Origin of the sequence: Bacillus sp. B2-WWTP-C-10-Post-4, assembly GCF_009183805.1 — a bacterium.
GTDB classification, from domain to species: domain Bacteria; phylum Bacillota; class Bacilli; order Bacillales; family Bacillaceae_G; genus Bacillus_A; species Bacillus_A cereus.
In genome coordinates this window covers 1-21,260 of record NZ_WEII01000073.1, presented here as the reverse complement: position 1 = coordinate 21,260, position 21,260 = coordinate 1, and the positions used below count along the sequence as shown (strand labels likewise).

Here is a 21,260-nt window from a genome sequence, read left to right as displayed (position 1 = left end):
AGGAGGAATTATTATGGGCTTTGGTGGTAGCTGCGGTGGCGGCTGTGGCTTTGCAGGGGGATTTGCTTTATTAGTTGTATTATTTATTTTATTAATTATTGTTGGAGCTTCTTGCTTCTGCTAAAAAACTATTAGAAAAGGCCCGCTTATATGGGAGCCTTTTCTTTATGTATATTATCTATTATCCGATTCATCGTTTTTATTATAAACACATTTAGCTTCTCCAAAAAGACCACCTGTGTCCCATTCGCCACCATAATGAGCACATCCTAAAGGATCACGATCGTCTCGCATACTTGGATGTGTATTTGGTTCATGGTCATTATTTATAATACTACCAACAATAAATACCCCTCCGATTACAAATACCGCAGCAACGATTAAGAGTGTTTTCCCATTAGGACCGGTAACAATGTCATTTACAACTTCTTTTGCTTCTTGCTGAGTTTCACCTTTTGAAAATAATGAAAGAATAATAGAGATTATAAATATGAAAAATAGCACAATTATAAATACCATTACTTATGTCCCCCTAACATATACGTACTATTAATTAACCAATAATTACCTTAAACATTATATCAGCTAAGGGACATAAAAATATAACAAATTATTTATATAAATTATTTTATTAGTCGGTATCGCATTGCTATCGGATCGCTCATATCAAAAAAGACACCTAATAATTCCTTAGCGTACGAAATCCGCGTTTTGTTTGCAAGACCCCTTATAGCACTAATTGGGCTAAAGATGAAAGAAATGAAAGTAAACTTTAATTTTGCTAGTTACAGTATTTTTATTATGCGATTTATTCTGTATAAGTGCACTTATACAGAATAAACCCCTCAATTTACGCTTTTTCTATTCTAAAACCAAATACTCCATCTTTTACTTTTACTAAATGTGTTCCAGACCAAAAAGTATGTACTTTAAAATAGTACCAATCTCCATTTTTTCTTAAATATTCTTTAATCTCATAACCTTCTTGTATAAGGTATTCTTTAATTTCATTTTCTTTATTACCAAACATACTAATTTCCCCCTTTCAAATAATTAAACTAATCCTATTAATCAATAAATAAAAAAGTGCAAAATCCATCAACAGATTTCGCACCAAAAACAGATAAAAAATACAATCACTAGAAACATAGGAGAGTGTTTCACCACTCATTATAAACCATATCTTTACATTTTTGTGTTGTAATTTAAAAATATGTAAAAATTAATCATTTTGTTTTTGAATTTTCTTTTTATCTAAGTTATACTAAACTACAAAGAAACAAATCTCCTTTAGGCCGTCAATAATTATGCTAACAACACACACCAAAAAACCAATTCCCGTGTAATGGAATTGGTTTTTTGGTGCAATTCAGTCAATACAGCAACTTGAACCCACATTTTCAAATATAGTCTTATTAAGTCTACCATAATTTTAAATTCATAAACATAAAAAAACTAAATCACTAGTAAGTTGCGCGAATCCGCTGCTTTTTCATCAAGAAATCTGGAGTATAACAACAATTAAGTTCATACTAGCATGGACAACAAATGATACTAGTAACCTATTGGTACGCACATATACTACAGCAAGTACAAGTCCAATTAAAAAATATCCAAATATAAACGGAAAATCAAAATGCATGATAGAAAAGAACAATGCGCTTATTAGTATGCTCCAAGTTTGCTTAAACTTAGACATTAAAATGTTTATGGCCGCATAACGAAAAACAAACTCTTCTACTAACGGTGCAAGAAGAACAATTGAAATAAGTGCCACAGGAGATATTGCTGCAGCAGCGACTGTATTAGACGTATTTGCTGATTGCGTAGTTAGCTGAAATACACTCTTATCTAATACACTACCAACCATCTGCGCAAGAAATACTAATATGATCCCAACTAAAATCCATATGAATGATTTTCTTGATAATTTAATCGATAACTTTGGATTGTTCATTAATTCTTTAATATATATAAGAAAAATGATTATTAGCGTAAGTGAAAACCCAATTAGTTCCCAATGCACAAGAAGTTGTTGAATTGCTTGCTGTTGATTTCCCTGAATATCATACCAGCCCGTCTTCGCTAGCAATTGTACACCTATAATTCCAACAAATTGAGTCATTATAAAATATATAAGTATGATATAACCTGATTTATGTATATTACTATTATTCATGTTTATGTATTTACCCTCCACTTTTTGTTATTTAATAAACAATTTTGTTAAATTTTGATTTATCCATTTTTTCTACGTCTTTCCGCTAAACACATTTTTCCAGAAAATCTCATATTGTTGAACAGGGTTATCGAATCCCAACTTGAAAATTTTCACTTTTAATGATGTAACAACTTATAATGGAAATATACTTTTTCCAAGGGAGGAATCTAATGCATATATCAAACAAGTTTGGCTTATTTAGCTGGATTGCAACTTGCATATACTTTTTAATTGAACCTTTCTTTATTTTCACTTCTACAGCACCTTATAACTATTTGCGTCACGCAATGAGTGATCTAGGTGTAACAACCTGTGGAGAATTCACCTACGAAATAGCTCCGTATGAAATATGCTCTCCTTATCATTTTTGGATGAATTTACTCTTTGTTATTAATGGAATAACATTTTGTATTGGAGTACTATATATTTCACAACATCTAGAAAAAACAAGAATTAATAGAATAGCAACACTTTTTATACTTATAATAGGAGTCTCCACTATAGTTTCAGGGTTAATTCCTGCAGATGTAAACCTAATTGGACATTCTATTCTAGTTTGGATAGGTATGCTTACTGTATTTCCAGGACTATTTATTTTTGCTAAGAATCTTAAAAAAGCTAGAAAATGGACATATTTCTGTTTAATAAGCTTAATAGTAATAACAATCCTTATCTCGCTTGTTTTTCTTTTCCCCTTACCTGCAGGCCTACTACAAAGACTTTTCTACTTGGTTCTTTTCGTTTGGGGAACTGTATCAACCTACAAATTAATAAAATAAAAAATTTGTTCACTTTTTTGATACATTTATGAAACATTCATATGTTATCTTCAATACGTTCTTTTCTCTTTATAATACCGTGTGAGATATACTCAGACCTGAAGCCCTAGACCCCCTAACTCTAGGGCTTCTCTATTTAAATAAGGATTTTGTTTAATTTTATAACATCTCATTTGTGTAATATATCAATTTTTTAACAACAGAACATTTAATAATGTTAAAATATAGAAGTAATTCATTTTATTACTAGGAGGAATCTCTATGTCTATGGGAACCTGGGCCGCAATCTTTATTGCTATATTTTGTGGAGTTATTTCTTCTAATAGCAAGTTGAAAAACTCCCATAATAAAGATGGATAAACACCCCACTGAAATGCTAGATATCTAGCATTTCAGCTACTAATCTCTCCCAAATAACTATTTTGCTTAGTTTTCTAACAAACTAATTTGTTGTAAAAACTTAACTGCAAAGTACCCTCTAAACTCTTCTAGAAAAACCACTTGCGTGCCACTACCTTTTTAATGTTATATATTAATTTTAAAATAATTATTCCATTCTTATGTATCAAACCTCATGCAGCCTGCAAATGCTTTAATCCTATTTCAAGCGCACCAGTTCCCCCAAACCCTTGATTAAATAAAAAGGGGACATCATACTTCTTTGCTTACTCTTTTGCTACATCAATAGATACATGGCCACATGCACCTTTTTGAATGACAATAACATCACATTTTTTTATAACACTTCGAAAGGTTTTCTTTACGCCTCCGTGATTTTTCCCATCATGGAAAATAACCTGGCAGTCTCTTTTTTTTTGGCCTACTTCTCTAACGTTCTTCCATTTGATCCACCTAAAACTAGAATTGTACTCATCCCCATTCACTCTCCTTATCTTTCTTCTTTATGTATGTACTTGGTGATGTTAATAACACAAGTGTACAAGCTAAAATATTCATCAACACGAAACAAATTACTAATAATATAACGAAAATCGGTGACAACAAGATGAGAATAAAGCCACTTACTACCAAGCAGATAAAATAAAGCTATTGCTCATGTCTTCGTAACCATCTAGTCCTTGTACAATATTCAAACTATGCATCCATACTGTGATACTATCCCAATTTTCTATTAACAGATAGTCACCACCCAACAGAAAAGCCCAGCCAAGCAACGTTCCTAATAATCCAGAATTTCGTCCTATATAATACCCAGAAACATAATTCGCAGCTGTTCCAATTAACATTCTCATTTGTATTTCTCCATACCCACATCGTTTTAGCTTTATATACAAATTTTATTTAACTATGGTTTTATTATATCGGAAAATTACGAATATTAAATAAAAAAATAGGTACTCTTTATTTTTTTATAAAAGGGTTGTGTTTTTTCTTCCACAACCCTCATTTCCTTCTTAATCCACAGGTACTTCTTCTTGTCCATGTGGAATTTTTGCAATTGGTATTACAATTTGTGCATATTTGTTTACCTGCACTTTAAATTGTCGTGGTTCTAAGAAGTTTACCTGTTGAATTAAAACTTCAATATGAAACGTATCTACTTTTTTCCCACGGTCAATTTTGGTAATTCGCGCATTGTAAAACTTATCCCCATTTAGGAAATACCTTTGAACAGCTTCTGTAGCCAGCATACGCTCATTGCTTGTCATTTTCATTGGTTCAATACCAAATCCAGCCTTTGTAAACAAGTACGGTACATCATAACTACTATTAGAAATTTTTCGTAGTAAATCCTCTACAGTTTTTGTCTTTGCGATATATTCCTCTTCTTTTGTATCAAATCCCTTTGGCTTATCTCCAAGCATCTCGATTTCATCTTGATTTACTTGCTCTTCCTCTTGTACTTGAGATTTCATCATGTAACGATGAATAGTATTATAAGTAGCAACGCCTACTACTAACACAATAATCCCCAATATAACTAAGTACTTACGAGGCAGATTCGCTAACATATTCATGACTTTCTTCATTTCTTCACATCCCAAATCAGTCTATAACATTACGTATTTGCGTCATATGTTGTCCTCTAGCAGTATAGTTTAGACCTGTAATTTGTACACCTTTATTATCACCAATATGAATCATTTTCTGATTTCCTAAATAAATAGATACATGGTTCGGATTTTCATAGAAAATTAAATCTCCTAGTTGTGCACGACCGATATCTGGCACCTGTTTTCCTTGTCCAATTTGAGCACCTGTCCAATCTCCTAGCTGGACACCTATACTGGTTTTAAATACATATTGTGTGAATCCAGAACAATCTGCACTACCTGCAGCTGGATTTCTAGCACCGGATACATAGCTCACTTTCCCTTGCCCAAGCCATTTTTTTGCTTCTTCTAATACCTTTTGTCGTTTAGCATTTGTCATTGTAGGAACACCACCTGATGATAACCCTAGATCATCATTTTTCTTAAAGAATTTCATTGGATCCGTTGGCTGGTCATTAATACGAATTTGGAAATCTAAATGGACAGCGTATCCAAACATATTAAGAATACCACCGACATAGTTAGATCCCCCCATTTCCCCAATAATCTGTCCTTTTGTTACCATAGTTCCTGGTGCAACTAAGATTTTACTCAAATGTAAGTAACGAGATACAATGCCATTTCCATGGTCAACATAGACTCCTAAACCACCGTTGTTTACATTTCCTGTTTTATCCGTAACCATACCAGCTTCCATCGACCAGACGGGGTCTCCTGGTTTTCCGGCGGTCATGGCCCCAATATCTACAGCATTATGCGGTTTGCTAGCATGAATTTCATCAAATGTACCTGTAATACGCCCGCTTTTCGTTGGCCATTTCCAACCTTTATCAGATATCCATTCGCCAGATACATCTGCTACACAACCTAAATCTTTGTAATATTTCAAAACTTTGGAAACGTAAGTATAATCCCCATAGCACGCTCCGACTTTAGTTCTAAAATTGTTTGGATCTTTGCACCCAGCTCTATTTTCATCAGCATGCTCCCTAGAAAACGCAATAGCTGTTTCTTCTGAATATCCACCTCTTGCTAATGCATAACTAATAAATCCAGGACCGTAATTATAACTCTGTAAGGCAAGTGCTATATCTCCATTTGCCTTTCCTAACACATCTTTAAACTCTTGTACGCCTGCTTCAATGGAAATATTCGGGTCTTTAATACACCCTATACGGGCACTTCCTTTTAGACCTACACAGTATGAACTTAAGTTTCCATGACTCCCTTCTGCCGCTTGCATCGGGTCATTTCCCTCTCCTTGTGACTCCTGCATCATTTGAGCAGCCAAAATACCAACATATTGAGCAACACCATGTTTTTCTGCCATTTCTTTAATCTTAGGAAGATATCCTGTAACTTTTGCATTAAGGTTAACAGGCTCTCCGCCAGGACTCACATTACCTACACACATACCACCAATAAATCCACCAGTAGTAGGAGCAAGATGTCCATACATACCTTCTAACATCCCGGCTTCTAATATCTCACGCGCACGCTCTTTTTGACTTTTACTAAACTTTGCGAGTTCCATCGCTTTCTCTAGCCCATGAGAAGATGTTGTCACTTTTTTACTTCCACTCGCATTAATCTCATCTATTTTTTTCTTAAAATCTGTATCTCCTAATATCTTTTTTACATCTGGTCCGGAGTAACTTTCAGATTTTGTTTTTTGCATCTCCTTTTTCTTTTTTTCGCAAGGACCATTCGGTCCTGCCTCACATACCTCTTTTTCCGTATATTCTTCATATTGGATATCCAAGAAATATGATATAGCATCGTGCGGATCTTTACCAGTCAAATCATTATCATATCGTGCCATGTCAAAGGCGATAATCTCTTTCCAATCCACATTCAGAGCCATTGAGACTTCCATATATTTTTTTACTTGTTCCTCTGTCTTACCTTCATCATCGGTAAAAGGTACAAAAGAGACTAAAATCACACACACAGCAATAATTACTCCCATAACCAAAGCGGCAGGTACTCCAACCGCTGCTATAACGGCACCCACAATTTTTAGTATACCTGCTTTTAGCATTTTGGCAGCAGCTTTCGCTGCTGCCTTTCCTACTTTCCCTGCCAATTTTGCCATCTTCCCGCGCGCTTGCATCCCTTTTTTCTTAATAAAGTGGGAAGCTACATCTTTTAAAGGGTTACTTTTTTTCTGTTCATTTGGATCGTTAGGATTTTGACTCATAGACTTATCACACCATATTTTCCATTTTGAGAATTTCTTCCTCTTCGCTGTGCTAAGCGAGGGTTTGGAGCAAATGGAATCAGATTTTGTGGGTCATGTTCTGATAAATTCAGGTGCGTCTCTGTACGAACAACTTTGTCCTGTGTATGTGTTACTAGGATTTCTTCTCTTGGCTTAATACTACTGTCCTTCACTTCACAAGCTCTTTCAATCCTTTGGTTTGCTTGTAAGCGCGTATCTCCTTTTCCGAATGGCGAAATACGTGACAGTGTACCGTCTGTTGTTGTCGCAACCATATAACTACGATCTCTTTCTACGACCATTTGTACATTCTTATAACCACCTTGGTCTAAATCAGACATATAGAAGTGACCATTGTCCACCTTGTGATTTACCGTAAGTGGCGGTTCATTAAATACTGATTTCTGGTGTAACGACCTTTGATTTTGGTTTCCTACTAATTGATTTGGGTTAACGTTGATAGAACGATTGATACTAATTTTCCCACCACTAGAATCTTGAACATACGCTGGTGTAGCTTTCATACCATTACGGTACTGCGTTAATTGTCCGTCCGAAATATTTAAATCTTGATATACGACTTGTCCCGAACGAATACTACTATCACCACTAGCGTAACGAGATACAACTTGCGTCACACCACTAGAATCTTTTGCTTCAATCCAGGATTTATTATTTGTCGTAACAAGACGTACTGCACCTTGAACAACCGATTGTTTTCCAGTAGCATCCGTTGTTGTTGGTACCATTCTCTGAATCTCTTGAATTTCTTTTGCCTCTGTTTGAACAGCATTGTTATAAGGATTATGTTTACTTACCATACGTGCAGTCGCTTGATAAGCACCCGCACCACCAATCACACCTGCGGCGTAACTTAAGCCTTTTGTCACATTATAGTGACGCTCTGCTGCATTCCCTCCTAATGATGTATTAACAGCAGCATTAGTTCCACTTATCACTCTTTGTACTGCATTCCCTCCAGATTGTTGTACAGCACTCGCAGCACTATAGTATGCATTTGATACTGTATCAATGCTATCCGCAAGCATAAGGTGTTTCGCACCTTCCATTACACTCATGCCAAGTTTTGTACTCTGCTGTGTCATACGTCCCACTGCAGATGTTGGGATAGACATTTTACCAGCACTTTGTGCAATATTTGCTACACTTGTTGATGCATCTGCATAAGAGCGTTCAATTTCCGCAACGGAAAGATCTCCTGCATGTGCTATACTCGCTTGCGTTTGTGTCGCCGCATATACAGCTTTATTGATTGCGCCACCTGTTGCAACACCATGTGAACGAACACCTTGAATCGCACTAGTAATTCCAGAACCTACTTGTTGACTCACTGTTCCAAGATTTGCATGGCTTTGTAATCCTTTCGTTAATTGCGAAGTAAAGGCATCTTTATTAATATACGATTGATTATGTAGACTCTTACCACTCGTATCTTTCGCCTGTACGGGCATCGCTCCCGCTTGTACTGCCGCTTGTTGTGCCACTGCTTTAAATTCATTTCCTTTTTCATTCAGGTGCGACTGCCAAGCTTGCTCTTTTTGTGGTTGAGACATAGTTGGAGACAACTTTTTCATAAAGCTTGCCTGTTGTTCTGCTGCATAGCCTTGTTTAAAGGATTCTGTAGAGGCTTGTACCAGGTTCTCAACATTACTTACTTGTTTCGCTTTCTGGCTTCCTGCTCCACTTCTCAAACCGTGCGTTTTCACACCGTTGACTGCCTTCTGAATGCCTGCTGTGCTAGATACACCCATAGCATTTAAACCAGGATCTTTTTGTAACTGTTGTGATAAATGAGAAGCGAAAGCTTCTTTATTCGCATAGTTTGTACCGTCTTTTTGCTGTACAATACCAGCTGATTCCACCGCTTGTTGCGCATGATTTTGAAATCCTTGTACTTTTTGATCTAAATGCTTATTCCATGCTGCTTCTTTTTCTTGTTGCGGCATATCTGCCGGGAATTGTTTCATAAATCCAACCTTATGGTCTGCACTATACGCTTTCTTAAATGCAGCAGTAGAAGCACCGACAAGGGCACCTACTTGTCCCATATTTTGATGGCCACTTTCTAACGTTTCTCCTTTTACATCCTCGACTGCTTTTCCGACTTTTCCTAAAGCAAGTCGAGAAGCAAACGCATCTTTATTCACATAGGATTTATCAAACAGATTATTTCCTTGCTTATCCTTCGCATCAACTGGCATAGCTCCCGCTTTTGTTGCCGCCTGTTCTGCGTGGTTTCTAAATCCTTGTACTTTTGTGTTCAGATGGTCGCTCCAGTGTTTCTCTTTCTCTTCTGCTGACATATTTTCTGGTAACTGACTCATAAACGTATCTTTATGGTCTGCCTCATACCCCTTTTGGAATGCATTCGTTGCAGCGTTAACTAACTCTCTAGCATTTCCATATGGTGTAGCGGTTTTCTTCATATTTTGTAAATCTTGTTTCCGCTGATTTGAGAAACGAGATATCTGATCATTGTTTGTTTTCGCTACTTTTTTAGCAATCTCTGCATCGGAAGCACTAGGGAATGCTTGTTTTAAGCGACTTGCAACTGCAGAATCGGGATTATCCGCTTTCCAATTTTCAAAATCTTTTGTAGCTAAATCCTGTGCAATATCTTCATCGGTTAGTTCTGGATAAGATTTGTCATTTAGATTTGAATACGTATCCGCACCCTTCTTTACACTCGAACCAATATGTTTTCCTAAGGCTACAGCCCCTTCGCCAACTGCAGCAGCAGATCTTCCAGTAACTGCACCAGTAAATCCGCCCGCTTTACTGCCAGCAAATGTCCCTATTGCCATTCCTTCTGGTCCAAGACCAGCTCCTGCTGTCATACCTGCAAGTCCACCAGCCGCTTTACCAATTGAACTTCCAATTTGACCAGCTTTTAACATACGAGCTGCACGAGATGTTGTACCAACATCTGTCCCTAAATTCGCTCCTAATGCATCTTTCGGGTTATCAGCATCTTCTTTTGTCTTTTCTTTATCCCCTTTATCATCAGGTTTTGCTTTTGAATTACGGTAGTCATCACGAACACCTTTAACGAGTCCAGCCACACTTGCTAAAGCACCCATACCCATCATCGTACCTGCTCTATGAATGCCACCTGATGCATTGGTACTAAGGCCAATAAAACTTTTTACAATCTCACCTATTGGGATAAACATAGCAAGTAAAATTAATTTGATTAACGGACTATTTGCTGCTCCAATTAAAGAAATAATGAGCCATAAGGTAATCGCATGAATTGCTTGTATGAACACCGCTCCTATAAATTCACGTATCCAATATAATGTCTGTTGTTTCTTTTGTGGAAATAGCCACATGCCTACCATTAACGGACCAATTAACATTAAAACGTATAGTGACACCGCTCGCATTAAGTAGTAAAAGTTTGCCCAGACGATGAGACCAGCTTCTATAAACAAACCAAATATAATAAACATATAGTCATTTTCATGACCTTTCAAACCCAGCTCAGTAATGGTAAGTCCAGCCCCACCAAATCCAGGTTGTAGAAATTTAGTACCCTTATCTGGATCAAAATCCCCCCCACTTGCTACATTAACAGCGTCTCTAAACTCTATTATTATCCAAGAATTGATTTCAAATATGAGTGTATAGAAGTAATCGAGGTGCCAAAGAAAAATTGAAATGATCATCAAATCCTTCGCATACTCTATTAATGCTGTTCTATTATTTGGATTAATAGCTGTTGCCGAATATTTTGCCGCCGTAATAACTACACTGACAAGGACACAAAAAGCAACAAGCTTGAACATGACAGGCATGCCTGTGTCTAATACTTTGGTTAGAGAATTACCTGAAAATAAGAAATCTAAGTTTGTCCCCTTTCCTTCTGTTCCCTCTCCTCCAAACACTAAAACTGGCAGCGGATCCAAAGTTGCATACACCGGACTAAGAAAAGCCTTTACTATAGCAATAATTAAGCCTCCGACCCACTCTACTATTTTCTCAAGCATAATTTCACCTTCCTTTTTAAGAGTACGCCATTATCCTGCGTAACCTTGTACTTTCTTCATATTGTTTAAAAGCTCTTGTAGTACCGCTTCATTTGATTCAATGAACATCATTTCTTTGTCAGATGGATCAGTTTGAATCCAAACCGAACTATCTCCGACACGGAAAATCCCTTCTCCTTTTCCAGGGTTGTTGAGAATAATATCAAGCTCCCCAGCAGTTAAGTTAAAGTTCTCCTGGATCTTTTTCTTATCAATTTTATTTTGTTCTAAGAAGAAATAAGAGAAAGTAGATTGCAAGATACCACGAGCTTTTACATTTTCTAAAATACGAACAAAGTCCTGACTTGCCCAACACATACCGGCATTTCTTTTACGTGAACGACGTGCTACTTTTTCCAAGAAGTTAACCGTTTGTTCATAGTCGATAAACTGCCACATCTCATCAACATATAATACTTTTCGCTTGATAGCGTGTTCTGGACTCTTAATCCAATGCTCCCAAATATAGTTCAAGATAACGTGGAAAGCGATTGGTTTTAAAAACCCTTCCTCTAAATGACTAATGTTAAAATTAACAACGCGTGATTCATTTAACTGTGTTTCCACACCACGACCAAAATGACTTTGTCCATCAAATAATGGTTTTGAACCATCGCGTAAGAATGGTCGAATCGCAGCAATTAACTCTTCTGCTTTTACATCGTCTCTATGATGTTCTACTATGACATCATAGATTTCTTTTAACTCTGGCTCTGGCTTTCTCACTTGAGACTGAATTAACTGTCCATCCACTTTCTTCACTTCATCTGTATATAAAGAGGAAGGATGTGAAGTAATACCATGTTTATCAAACACTTCACGGATTGCATCTTCTAGCATAGTACGTTGGAATACATTTAATCCTGGTTGATCAAAGTCTTGCCCGCGAATAATAATGTCAAAGAAACCTAGTATTTCATTGATTTTCTCTAAAATTGGTACAAATCTCACATACTTCATGCCATCACGCTCTACAAGTTCTTTCTTATCATATTGTTCAAGTGCTTCTAGCTCTTCATCTTTATCCGTAATCTGAAGTTCTGTTACAGCGATTGCACAAGGATTGATAATGATATTACTTTCAGGTGAAATATTTAAATTAATACCACCTAGACGTTTTGTAATTTTTACGAATTCTCCTTCTGGATCGATAATCATTGCATGCGTATCTGCAAGTGACGTTTCACGAGCTAATTTCATTTTTAAAAGTAAACTTTTTCCGGAACCTGAGATCCCTGTTACACCAATGTTATAGTTTGGCGGGCGATAATCTGCATTACCAAATGAATTTAAAAATTCTACTTGCCCAGTAATTTTATTCTTTCCTATTGGTATGCCACCATTAAATCTCCCGGATCCTGATACAAATGGTGCAAACGTACATAACGCACGTCTATCGATATTTCGATAGGTATCTTGCAGTGTATTTGGTGCACCTAATGGCATAGTAGCTTTCAAACCACTCTTCACACGGTTCCAAGTACTTGCTATCTTAAAGTGAGATGCTTGCATTTCATCTTCAATATACTCACATAAAACGTCCAATTCTTTCTTTGATTCTGCGTAAGCAACACCCATTGTACTCACCATATAGGAGTCGTTTTCATTGAACTGGATTTCATCCATTAAATTGTTTGTATCTTGAATTTTTGCATCTAAGTCTTTTTCTTGGTCAATGTTTCCTCGTGTACGTTGGAAAGAAAGATTGGAACGTAACATCGTCAGCTGCATATCTAATGATCGCATTGCTTTAGCTTTTGGTTCTTTATGAATATCGATCATGACATCCACTTCCCCAGCCGAAGTTAACATGTTGAGCCAATTGGTTTGCATCATACGCGGGTACCCATCACGTGGAATATAAAACGGACGAAAGAACGTATTACTTCCTAAAGATTGTTTAATGACCCCATAATCTTCTGCATCAATTTTCATTCCTTCTGGAGCAATAACATCAAACACTGTTGTTTGATTGTCTAATTGCGTCGGTATTTCCTCTTCTTCCAACTCTTCCTCCTCTAGCTCCAATTCGTCCCTCTCTTCTGCTTCTATTTTTTTCTTTTCCTTTTTCTTTTTTCCGAACAACTTCATGTTTACGCCACCCCGTTATTTGATTTTTCTGCCTTTTCTTCCGCTAGCACTTTCTTCATTAACTCTAGTTTTCTTTCATTCGTTTCCCCTGTTGAATAGAGGGAGAAATTCTCGTTTTCAATTAAGTCCTGGAAACGAGCTTTTATAGCTTTACGACGGTTAAATGCTACATATAAAAGTTCTATTAATTTATCTTTCGTTAACATTTCTACATTAATTTTTGCTTTCGATAGTAGATTTCGAGATGCATTATAACGACGATATAGTTCGTTAAATGCCTTATCTACAATCTTTTCTTCTAACTCGTCCTCTGTATCAGCCGTAATCGTACTAATATCAACCTTGTATGGATAAATTAAATAACGTTTTTGTTCATATCGAGGTTGCGAACGTTGCCAGTACTCTAAATTATCAATAACTTCTTGACCATATAGAACCGTCTCTGGTGTAAGGTCCTTCGCACCTTTCATCGTTTCTGTCATTTTTCGTACAGGATCTGTTAAATCTACAAACTTACTTTGAATATATACTTTCGTATTAAACTCTAATGTGGTTAACCATGATTCAATTTTGATATCAATCGCTTCTTGTTCCATATTGGAAAGTAAATAATAGTTAACTGGATGTGCTTCCGCAATCAGGACAAATGTGTCATCATGATACCGAATCATATGATTATCAATTTCCTTAATGTCTTCTACAAAATTACGAAAGAAGTCAACATTATCCTCATCAATTTCCGGTTCAGCAGACATATTTTTTTTATTTTTCTTTCCAGCTTTTTCAGTAGTGTGTTTCTCTACTCCACCTTGCTTTTTCCCTTTTTTCTTAGAACCAAACAGCGGTTTTCCATTCATTTTCCGATAAAAGAAAAATCCTACAATGGCTATCGCCGCAAAATATATCATTTCTAACATTTACAGATTCTCCTTTGCCCATGTAGTTGGCTCGTACCCTTTTCTCCACTTACCTTTTTCGGAGCGGCTACGCATTTTAATAATTAAATACTTATCTAGATACATGTGTTGTTTTTCTTTATATATAAACGCAAACGCTATTACACTTACTACCGTTGGTAGTGCTAAAATTAAGCAAATAAAAAATGCTACTACCGCATCAATAGGTGCAAATAACCGCCATAAGAATGGTACATATAAATAAAGGGATGCCCCGCCACCCAATAGATAAATCAATTGGCGTTTGCTCAGCACACCTAATAGTGTTTTTTGCTCCGAAGTCATATCAACAGGAACAGTTACTTTTCTCATTCTTTTTCCTCCCTTGTATAAGAGAAGCTCTCCCCAAATCGAGGAGAGCTTGTACAAACTCTTATGTTAGATTGTCGTAACCCAAGCAGCGATATCGTAAGCTTTGATCATGACAAAGCCTCCAATTGCTGCGCAGGCTAAACCAATCATAGCTTGTGTACGGTTTTCAGGATTCTTCCCTTGTGCACCAGATAGTTTAATAGCTGCAAATACAACGCAAGCTGCCACCCATATTCCCCCAAAACCAATTAAGGTTTTCACCAAAGTGTTCATGCTTTTTTGGACGGTTTCAGCATTGGCACCACTGCCACTACCACCAAGCCCCTTCGTAAAGCTACTTTTTGCCAGTAAGAAATCTCCTACTGATGTTGTCATAAGTTTTGCAGACAACCAATTCAACATAATTCCTGCACCTCCAGGTGTTTTTGCTCGCAAAACGCAAAAAGACCTCAATACACGCACACGTCCCCTAAGGACATGGCGCATATTGAGGTCTTCTCTTATATGCGAACTGATTAATTTTATATTTTTATTGTAAAATCTTATTACTTTTATATTATAGCAATACGTTTTTATAAAAACAAGTCCTTGTTTACACCTTTATTTATACCCTCTTTGTTAGGATCGTACCATACTATAAGAATTAAAAAAATATTACCGTCCTTAAGACCTAAAGCATTCATATCTTCTTTCAGTGAGCAACATGATTCTATTTTATCCATTTTGGAATTTTATCTCTAAGGGTATTCGCTTCTTTTTTCTTATTCATTTTAATCTCTCCAACAACTTATTATGCTCCTTAATAAGAGTATACTACCTATTAAGGAGTGTCTAAGCCTTGTGTTTATCAAACTATTCATTAGAAACAAAAAACAGGTACTTGTGCGTTTTTCACAAGTACCTGTTTTTCACTACTTCTATCTACTCTTTGTTTCTTAAAATTTCATTAACCTTTTCGACACTTAATTCAGTGGCTTCCGCTATCTTCTCTATAGGTACACCTACTTTAATTAAATTATGAATCATTTCTATTCTAGCTTCTTTTGCAGCTTTTTCTTCTGCTGTCTCTATTTCTGATATTCTATCTTTTATTGCCTTCTCTCTCGCCTCATATAAGCGTAAAAAGTCTTTATCACTACTTAAACGCTCCCAATCCTCTATTGCCTTTTTCAAAACTGGATCTTTTTCCATCGCGATTCCCTCCAGGATTGTAGTTAATTTCTCATCTTCATATGCAGGAAATAATAATAGCCAACGTGCTAATATATCCTCCCATGGATCCATTCGATCTTCTTGCCATTCTCGAATTACTTTTGGAATCTCAAGAAAGTGCAATTGCATATTCTCTGAAATTATGTGCTCCGATTTTTTGTTCATGACTACACCGACATTATGAAAGTCCTCTTCTCCTGGAAACAGAATGAAATCCACTATATTAATACAAATAGTTGGTCTTAATTCTGTATACTTCATCCCCTGAGTCATTTGAGAATAATACATGCCAGCCCAGTAGAACAAAGATCGCTCAATCATGTCTTTTTTGTCGCGAACCTGTATCTCTATATTTAATTTTATACCATTATTCAGAGTAGCTCGCAAATCTAAAATAGACAATTTATCATCCTTTTGTTCCCTTGGAAGATGTGGATCATCTAAATGCAAAGAAATAATTTCCTCATCTAAAGAGGATTGTAATACCGCATTAAGAAAAGCAATGAGTATACCCTCGTTTCCTTCTACTCCAAACAAGCGCTTGAAAGCAAAATCAACTCGTAAATTTACTAGATTTTTTTTCATAGATGTATTCATATTCTCTTCTACCTTTCTTTTAGTGAATTTTTATCCTCTGTAGTAATTAGATATAAGAAAAAGATAGAATTACAAACTCTATCTTTTTCAATCTACCTATTTATGAAAATATCAACCTACTTTATGACCTTCACAATCTCTGAAATACAGGTTTAAATCCCGCTTGCATTGTATCATCCAACCCCTTACCTTGCGTTGGATTCCATGCAGCTATGATTACGTTATAGCCCTCTTTCTTTAACTTTGTCGCAAAGTCTATAAGAGCTTTTCTTACTTTTTGATTCTCTACTAAATCGGCATCAAACGCTAAATAGACATTTTCTACACCCATATCCTTTAATACAGGCATAGTAATTCGCCAAGCATTTACACCAGGAATCGCAAGAACCGTTGTTCCTATTTCAGAAAGCTCCTCTTTATTAAATCTCTCTGGAAGCAAATCAGCAACCAGATCTGCTTTCATAGCTCCCTCTGTAATCATTACTGAGTTGGTTTGATGTAAGGTACCAGAATTCCAATGTTTCAAATGAGAACTTGGTACAGCTACATGTACAGGAAGTGGATTTTCACTACCGCCTGCACCAGTTCCTTGATTTTTGTTTGCTGATGAGACCCACAGATATTTTTGCCCTTTATGAATCTTTACAACAATTTGTCCCTCTTGAAATGGAATCTCTACCTTTTTGCTCACTTCTAGTTCGCCTTCAAAGATACAATCACCATTTTTAATTATCTTCACAACATTAGGCTGTTCGATTAATTCTGCTTGAACTCCAGTAGGTGCAGATTTCACATGAACGGAGTTTTTCACTTCATCCACACGAACCTGCCATCCAACAATTTGATTGTACTGATTCCGAAAAGGAATCAATATACCAGGAGATCCTGACATCAAACGAAGAGAACGTTGACCTTTCTTCATCTCATAGAAACCCGGGATTCCCTGCCAGCAATTTTTATTCCCCATCTGTTTAAATAGCTGCTCCCAAACAGTCGTATACGTATTATCCTCCTCTAACACAATTTGTTGTTTTAAGAAAGAACGATATTGACGTATTTGTATTTGTTCTTCGCTCATTTTTCTATCTTTTAATAAATGTGCATGATGATGCTCTTGTAATGGTATGAACTCCATTAATTTACGATTAAACACATTTAATTCCTCATTACTTTTCTTATCATGAATCTGAATTTCATCCACCTCAGGCAATTGATATTTATCTTTTCCTTTTATGTAGTGAATGTAGCTTGGATTGCCCGTGTTTTTTCCATAAATCCATTTACTTTCTACACGTGTACATGCTACCTTATCTTGCGAAACGTGCAGCATACAATTACCTGTATCATAACAAACTGGACAAGGTATACGGTAAAACTCCCACCAGCTACCTCTCGGATAAGCACTTGTTAAACGAAACTGTCCTTTTTGAATGTTATAATTCATTTTTCCCCACTCCTTATATACTGTTTATTATATATGGGACTATTACTTCGATTAAACTTTTTATAATTACATTAGGATATTACGTATAATCATCTAATGGATATACAAAAGGATACGCATTACAAACTAAATAATCATTTCTATGTTCTTGATCTTGCAAATCCGATTCTACGTATGCTTCAAATGCTCTAGCAAACATCTCGTGATTTGTAGACTAATACTTTTTGCTTCTATTCTTATCTAACTTAATTGCTGTATCAAAGTACATAGACACTTGCGCTTCATAAGATATTCCATCAAATTTTCCGCCTGTTTTTCATAATAAGCCAACATTTGTGTAGCTCTCTTGAATTCTTTGTCAATCTTACGTTCCATGCGTGCCTTTGTTACTCCTGATAAAATAAAAGACAGAAATTCATAGTAATTCTTCACTACAAATTTCTGTCATTCCCTCTGTCTGCATACTTCCATATAGTTCTGTAAATTATTCATTACGATACACTGACACCTGTTAAAGAGAATACATCCTCTTTTATTGGATTAAGTGCTTGTTATGCACGTAAACTTTGAATAGGATCATCTGGATGTACAGAATAAAATAACGATACTTCATAACCGATTATCATAATTAAATACCCCTAAATAAAAATTTTTGCTCAATGTGATAATGGGTTCTCCAATCAAACAGACTTGGAAACAACACAAAAAGGACTTCTTCAAGTCGATTAAAAATGTATATAGCAAAATAAGCTATATATACACTAATCGGCTCAAAGAAGCCCTTTCAGAATTAAAACAAGACGCAGCTTGCTTCTACATCTCAACCACAACTCATAAAGTGTGAGAATAAACAGAATCAAATAAACAATAAATACAATTACATATTAATGAATTCACATAAAAATTTCAACAACTTTATATTTCCTTAAGATTTTTCGCTCCATTCTACTTTCCAGTGAATATTTTTGTAGAACCATAAGTTTCTACCGTGTTAAATTGCAATTCTAAATCTTGCTCTCTTATACTAGCTCGTACATATCACACTAATTTCATCAGTCATCCCCTAATACTATTTAAAATTTATCATTGTTTTATATACTCTATTTCAGACTAACTCTTAGATAAATATAAGGTAAGATTTTAATAATTTTTCACAGCATTTCCCCACATCATCTAAAAGCATCAACTTTTAGACAGTTGAAATTTATTTTCGTTCTTTGTGTTCGTTTGTTTTGTAAAATGTTAAATAAAATTGAAACTGCATCCTTCTAGTTAATAAGTAGTAATTAAAAAAAATAATAAAAAAGAGTGCTATTAAAATATGCACTCTTTCAAAAGACTTTACCAATCTCGATGGTCACCATGATCATGCTCACGATCGTGGTCATGATTACGTCTACGACGACACTCATCACAATCGCAGTCACGTCTACAATGACAGTCGTTAAAATCGTTTCTTCTTCGTCTACGGCCGCAACCGCAAAATACTAAATCATCCCAAAATCTATTACAATCTCGAGAATGTCCAAAATTATTATCCCATCCCATAGATATGATTCCCTCCTCTAAAATAGAATTCATCATATTCTATGATTAAAAGGTAGAAATAGTTTGTTTATTAGTCCATGTTTCAAACTAATAATATTTCAATTTGCAAGTCTATCTCACGCCCTATCTTTCCTTAACAACAAACAAGATACCATCCCAATTATGGCAACGCCCACGATAATTCCTATACACTTAATCAAGAATATTTACCCTAACATCATTTATTTCTTTGCTTCCATACCCCATTCTCTTTACGATAAGTATTCTTCCCATTCATGAATCCGGCTGTATTACCAGGGATGCTATATTTCTTATTCTTAGTCTTTTTCTTCATCCTCTTTTTTTCTTGAACAGCCTGCAAATCTACCTTCCATTGTTTCAACAAATCCTTTTTACGTCGCATCGAATTTGTACCCCTCAGATTAAAATGAAAATCCATTAATCATATTATATATATTTATGTTTTATTTTCAATATAAAGAGAGCACCCTCGCTATTGGCGCTCTCAATGTGAATTGGGGTTTATTCTGAGCATTGAATAGGACACGAAGAACTCGTCCTATTACATTATATGCTTGTCCTTATCATAATGTGCAAAAAAAAGCACCCTCGCCCAGGCGCCAAAAGATACATATACTTTGAGGTAACTAACACGTTAGAAAAGACCCTTCCATATCATTGTATGATTATCGATTATCTTTATACCTAGATGACACATTAAATACGTTTAATGTGTCATCTAGGTATAACTAGGAAAAAAGCAACCGTTATGGACGTTTTCCTCATCTTACCTAATCAACTACATAAAATAACTATTTTGTTCACTTTTTTGATACATTTATGAAACATTTATGTGTTATCTTCAGTAAGTTCTTTTCTTTTCATAAACCGTGTGGATTATACCAACACAAGAATCTCTAGATCCCTAAATCTAGAGATTCTTCGTTTTAATAACTATTTCGCCCAATCATGTATAGACAACTATATATTTAGGTGTTAAAATATTATTGTGATTCCCACGTGGTTTCACATACGACTTTTTTCTTCGATTATGGGGTTCTTACGTAATGTAAGGACCATTTTTTATTCAAATAAGGACTTTTTAAAAATTTATATGTACATATTTTTCAGTATATAATTAAATTATCAATATATTAGAGACAATAATGATTTTGTAATATATTTGTTTCGGAATGAGTACAGTTTTTAGCATACTGAAGAAATTTCGAAAGCCTCAGATAAACCGGTTCTTGGTTTTAGTTGATTCTTTAATTTTGCTTGGAGCTTTATTCCTAGTAGGTAGCATCTTCATCCCTCTTTTAACCCTTGAGTAAAAAGGAACGTTCTTACTGCCTTTCTTACTCACTAATTTCAAATGCACTGCGTACACTTTTCCCTTCTTTGCTGTTTCATATGAATTCATACCATTTTTGACCTGTTTGAAGAAGGCCGACTGGCTTATTCCATTCCGTTCAGCTGGTGTTATCATCCTAGAATTAATGTCACCTTTTATCTTTACATGTTAAAAAATATTCGGATAGGAGTCCTAATACATATTATTAATATTAAGCTGGTTCACGTCAGAGGAAGGTACCTTAGGTTGTCTTTTTTTTATTTTCTTTCGACATAATATGAAAATATACAAATTAATAATTTGCTATTATTATCTAGAAATCTTACATTTATCTACAAATTATTATTGTATTTTTAATTTTTTAAATGTAAAATATTTCAATGTAAATACATACCATTTAGGGAGATGGAGAAAATTATGAAAAAATTATTAGCTTCAGCAACAGCGGTAACACTATTAAC

The 21,260-nt window shown here is 35.5% G+C and carries 17 protein-coding genes and 2 pseudogenes; 2 read left to right on the top strand and 17 right to left on the bottom strand.

Annotated features, from left to right (window positions below):
- The first annotated feature begins 13 nt into the window (after positions 1-13).
- Positions 14-124, top strand: a complete 111-nt coding sequence (locus tag GBN78_RS22080) for a YjcZ family sporulation protein (RefSeq protein ID WP_000505681.1) — start codon at positions 14-16, stop codon at positions 122-124.
- 50 nt (positions 125-174) lie between these two features.
- On the opposite strand, the gene GBN78_RS22075 is transcribed toward GBN78_RS22080, so the two are convergent.
- From GBN78_RS22075 to GBN78_RS22065, 3 genes are all read right to left on the bottom strand, one after another.
- Entirely contained in the window at positions 175-519 is a 345-nt protein-coding gene (locus tag GBN78_RS22075) for a hypothetical protein (RefSeq protein ID WP_088360965.1), read from the bottom strand.
- Between the two features lie 331 nt (positions 520-850).
- The gene (locus tag GBN78_RS22070; RefSeq protein ID WP_074541198.1) at positions 851-1,030 is read right to left on the bottom strand and encodes a hypothetical protein; all 180 of its coding nucleotides are present in this window, start codon (positions 1,028-1,030) and stop codon (positions 851-853) included.
- Between the two features lie 465 nt (positions 1,031-1,495).
- Positions 1,496-2,179 carry a CPBP family intramembrane glutamic endopeptidase gene (locus tag GBN78_RS22065; RefSeq protein ID WP_001065852.1) on the bottom strand — a complete coding sequence of 228 codons (684 nt, stop codon included), beginning with the start codon at positions 2,177-2,179 and terminating at the stop codon, positions 1,496-1,498.
- Between the two features lie 212 nt (positions 2,180-2,391).
- Here GBN78_RS22065 and GBN78_RS22060 point away from each other — a divergent pair, with 212 nt between their 5' ends.
- Positions 2,392-3,000 (top strand): DUF998 domain-containing protein, encoded by a 609-nt coding sequence (locus GBN78_RS22060; RefSeq protein ID WP_000548224.1) that lies wholly within the window; start codon positions 2,392-2,394, stop codon positions 2,998-3,000.
- A gap of 572 nt (positions 3,001-3,572) precedes the next feature.
- Here the strand turns inward: GBN78_RS22060 and GBN78_RS22055 are convergent.
- From GBN78_RS22055 to GBN78_RS21985, 14 genes and pseudogenes are all read right to left on the bottom strand, one after another.
- Positions 3,573-3,874 (bottom strand): annotated as a pseudogene (locus tag GBN78_RS22055) (DUF2325 domain-containing protein).
- A pseudogene (locus tag GBN78_RS22050) lies at positions 3,871-4,253 on the bottom strand (hypothetical protein). The pseudogenes GBN78_RS22055 and GBN78_RS22050 overlap by 4 nt, the downstream one beginning before the upstream one ends.
- 162 nt (positions 4,254-4,415) lie before the next feature.
- Positions 4,416-4,991: a hypothetical protein gene (locus tag GBN78_RS22045; RefSeq protein ID WP_152127710.1), complete on the bottom strand. Its 576-nt coding sequence runs from the start codon at positions 4,989-4,991 to the stop codon at positions 4,416-4,418.
- 16 nt (positions 4,992-5,007) lie between these two features.
- Entirely contained in the window at positions 5,008-7,215 is a 2,208-nt protein-coding gene (locus GBN78_RS22040) for a lysozyme family protein (protein WP_152127709.1), read from the bottom strand.
- On the bottom strand, positions 7,212-11,246 hold the full coding sequence (locus GBN78_RS22035) for a TrbL/VirB6 family protein (RefSeq protein WP_152127708.1): 4,035 nt from the start codon (positions 11,244-11,246) through the stop codon (positions 7,212-7,214). The genes GBN78_RS22040 and GBN78_RS22035 overlap by 4 nt, the downstream gene beginning before the upstream one ends.
- A 30-nt stretch (positions 11,247-11,276) precedes the next feature.
- Positions 11,277-13,376, bottom strand: coding sequence for a VirB4 family type IV secretion system protein (locus GBN78_RS22030; RefSeq protein WP_152127707.1), 2,100 nt, complete (start codon positions 13,374-13,376; stop codon positions 11,277-11,279).
- Positions 13,377-13,378: 2 nt separating this feature from the next.
- Positions 13,379-14,293 (bottom strand): hypothetical protein, encoded by a 915-nt coding sequence (locus tag GBN78_RS22025; RefSeq protein ID WP_061662886.1) that lies wholly within the window; start codon positions 14,291-14,293, stop codon positions 13,379-13,381.
- Positions 14,294-14,644 (bottom strand): PrgI family protein, encoded by a 351-nt coding sequence (locus GBN78_RS22020; RefSeq protein WP_001233534.1) that lies wholly within the window; start codon positions 14,642-14,644, stop codon positions 14,294-14,296.
- A gap of 66 nt (positions 14,645-14,710) precedes the next feature.
- On the bottom strand, positions 14,711-15,130 hold the full coding sequence (locus GBN78_RS22015) for a hypothetical protein (protein WP_016083212.1): 420 nt from the start codon (positions 15,128-15,130) through the stop codon (positions 14,711-14,713).
- 435 nt (positions 15,131-15,565) lie between these two features.
- Positions 15,566-16,453, bottom strand: a complete 888-nt coding sequence (locus GBN78_RS22005; RefSeq protein ID WP_061662887.1) for an Rpn family recombination-promoting nuclease/putative transposase — start codon at positions 16,451-16,453, stop codon at positions 15,566-15,568.
- Between the two features lie 130 nt (positions 16,454-16,583).
- The gene (locus GBN78_RS22000) at positions 16,584-17,897 is read right to left on the bottom strand and encodes a DUF3854 domain-containing protein (RefSeq protein WP_109140967.1); all 1,314 of its coding nucleotides are present in this window, start codon (positions 17,895-17,897) and stop codon (positions 16,584-16,586) included.
- Between the two features lie 79 nt (positions 17,898-17,976).
- Positions 17,977-18,096, bottom strand: coding sequence for an LPD1 domain-containing protein (locus tag GBN78_RS31210; protein WP_002006325.1), 120 nt, complete (start codon positions 18,094-18,096; stop codon positions 17,977-17,979).
- A gap of 1,142 nt (positions 18,097-19,238) precedes the next feature.
- Positions 19,239-19,445, bottom strand: a complete 207-nt coding sequence (locus GBN78_RS21990; protein WP_074625675.1) for a hypothetical protein — start codon at positions 19,443-19,445, stop codon at positions 19,239-19,241.
- Between the two features lie 217 nt (positions 19,446-19,662).
- Entirely contained in the window at positions 19,663-19,848 is a 186-nt protein-coding gene (locus tag GBN78_RS21985) for a hypothetical protein (RefSeq protein ID WP_001253142.1), read from the bottom strand.
- Positions 19,849-21,260 lie beyond the last annotated feature (1,412 nt).

Excerpts from the sequence above, each read along its gene's own strand:
- GBN78_RS22080 (WP_000505681.1), top strand. The coding sequence starts at position 14 with ATGGGCTTTGGTGGTAGCTGCGGTGGCGGCTGTGGCTTTGCAGGGGGA.
- GBN78_RS22075 (WP_088360965.1), bottom strand. The coding sequence starts at position 519 with ATGGTATTTATAATTGTGCTATTTTTCATATTTATAATCTCTATTATT.
- GBN78_RS22070 (WP_074541198.1), bottom strand. The coding sequence starts at position 1,030 with ATGTTTGGTAATAAAGAAAATGAAATTAAAGAATACCTTATACAAGAA.
- GBN78_RS22065 (WP_001065852.1), bottom strand. The coding sequence starts at position 2,179 with ATGAATAATAGTAATATACATAAATCAGGTTATATCATACTTATATAT.
- GBN78_RS22060 (WP_000548224.1), top strand. The coding sequence starts at position 2,392 with ATGCATATATCAAACAAGTTTGGCTTATTTAGCTGGATTGCAACTTGC.
- GBN78_RS22045 (WP_152127710.1), bottom strand. The coding sequence starts at position 4,991 with ATGAAGAAAGTCATGAATATGTTAGCGAATCTGCCTCGTAAGTACTTA.
- GBN78_RS22040 (WP_152127709.1), bottom strand. The coding sequence starts at position 7,215 with ATGAGTCAAAATCCTAACGATCCAAATGAACAGAAAAAAAGTAACCCT.
- GBN78_RS22035 (WP_152127708.1), bottom strand. The coding sequence starts at position 11,246 with ATGCTTGAGAAAATAGTAGAGTGGGTCGGAGGCTTAATTATTGCTATA.
- GBN78_RS22030 (WP_152127707.1), bottom strand. The coding sequence starts at position 13,376 with ATGAAGTTGTTCGGAAAAAAGAAAAAGGAAAAGAAAAAAATAGAAGCA.
- GBN78_RS22025 (WP_061662886.1), bottom strand. The coding sequence starts at position 14,293 with ATGTTAGAAATGATATATTTTGCGGCGATAGCCATTGTAGGATTTTTC.
- GBN78_RS22020 (WP_001233534.1), bottom strand. The coding sequence starts at position 14,644 with ATGAGAAAAGTAACTGTTCCTGTTGATATGACTTCGGAGCAAAAAACA.
- GBN78_RS22015 (WP_016083212.1), bottom strand. The coding sequence starts at position 15,130 with ATGCGCCATGTCCTTAGGGGACGTGTGCGTGTATTGAGGTCTTTTTGC.
- GBN78_RS22005 (WP_061662887.1), bottom strand. The coding sequence starts at position 16,453 with ATGAATACATCTATGAAAAAAAATCTAGTAAATTTACGAGTTGATTTT.
- GBN78_RS22000 (WP_109140967.1), bottom strand. The coding sequence starts at position 17,897 with ATGAATTATAACATTCAAAAAGGACAGTTTCGTTTAACAAGTGCTTAT.
- GBN78_RS31210 (WP_002006325.1), bottom strand. The coding sequence starts at position 18,096 with ATGTTTGCTAGAGCATTTGAAGCATACGTAGAATCGGATTTGCAAGAT.
- GBN78_RS21990 (WP_074625675.1), bottom strand. The coding sequence starts at position 19,445 with ATGGGATGGGATAATAATTTTGGACATTCTCGAGATTGTAATAGATTT.
- GBN78_RS21985 (WP_001253142.1), bottom strand. The coding sequence starts at position 19,848 with ATGCGACGTAAAAAGGATTTGTTGAAACAATGGAAGGTAGATTTGCAG.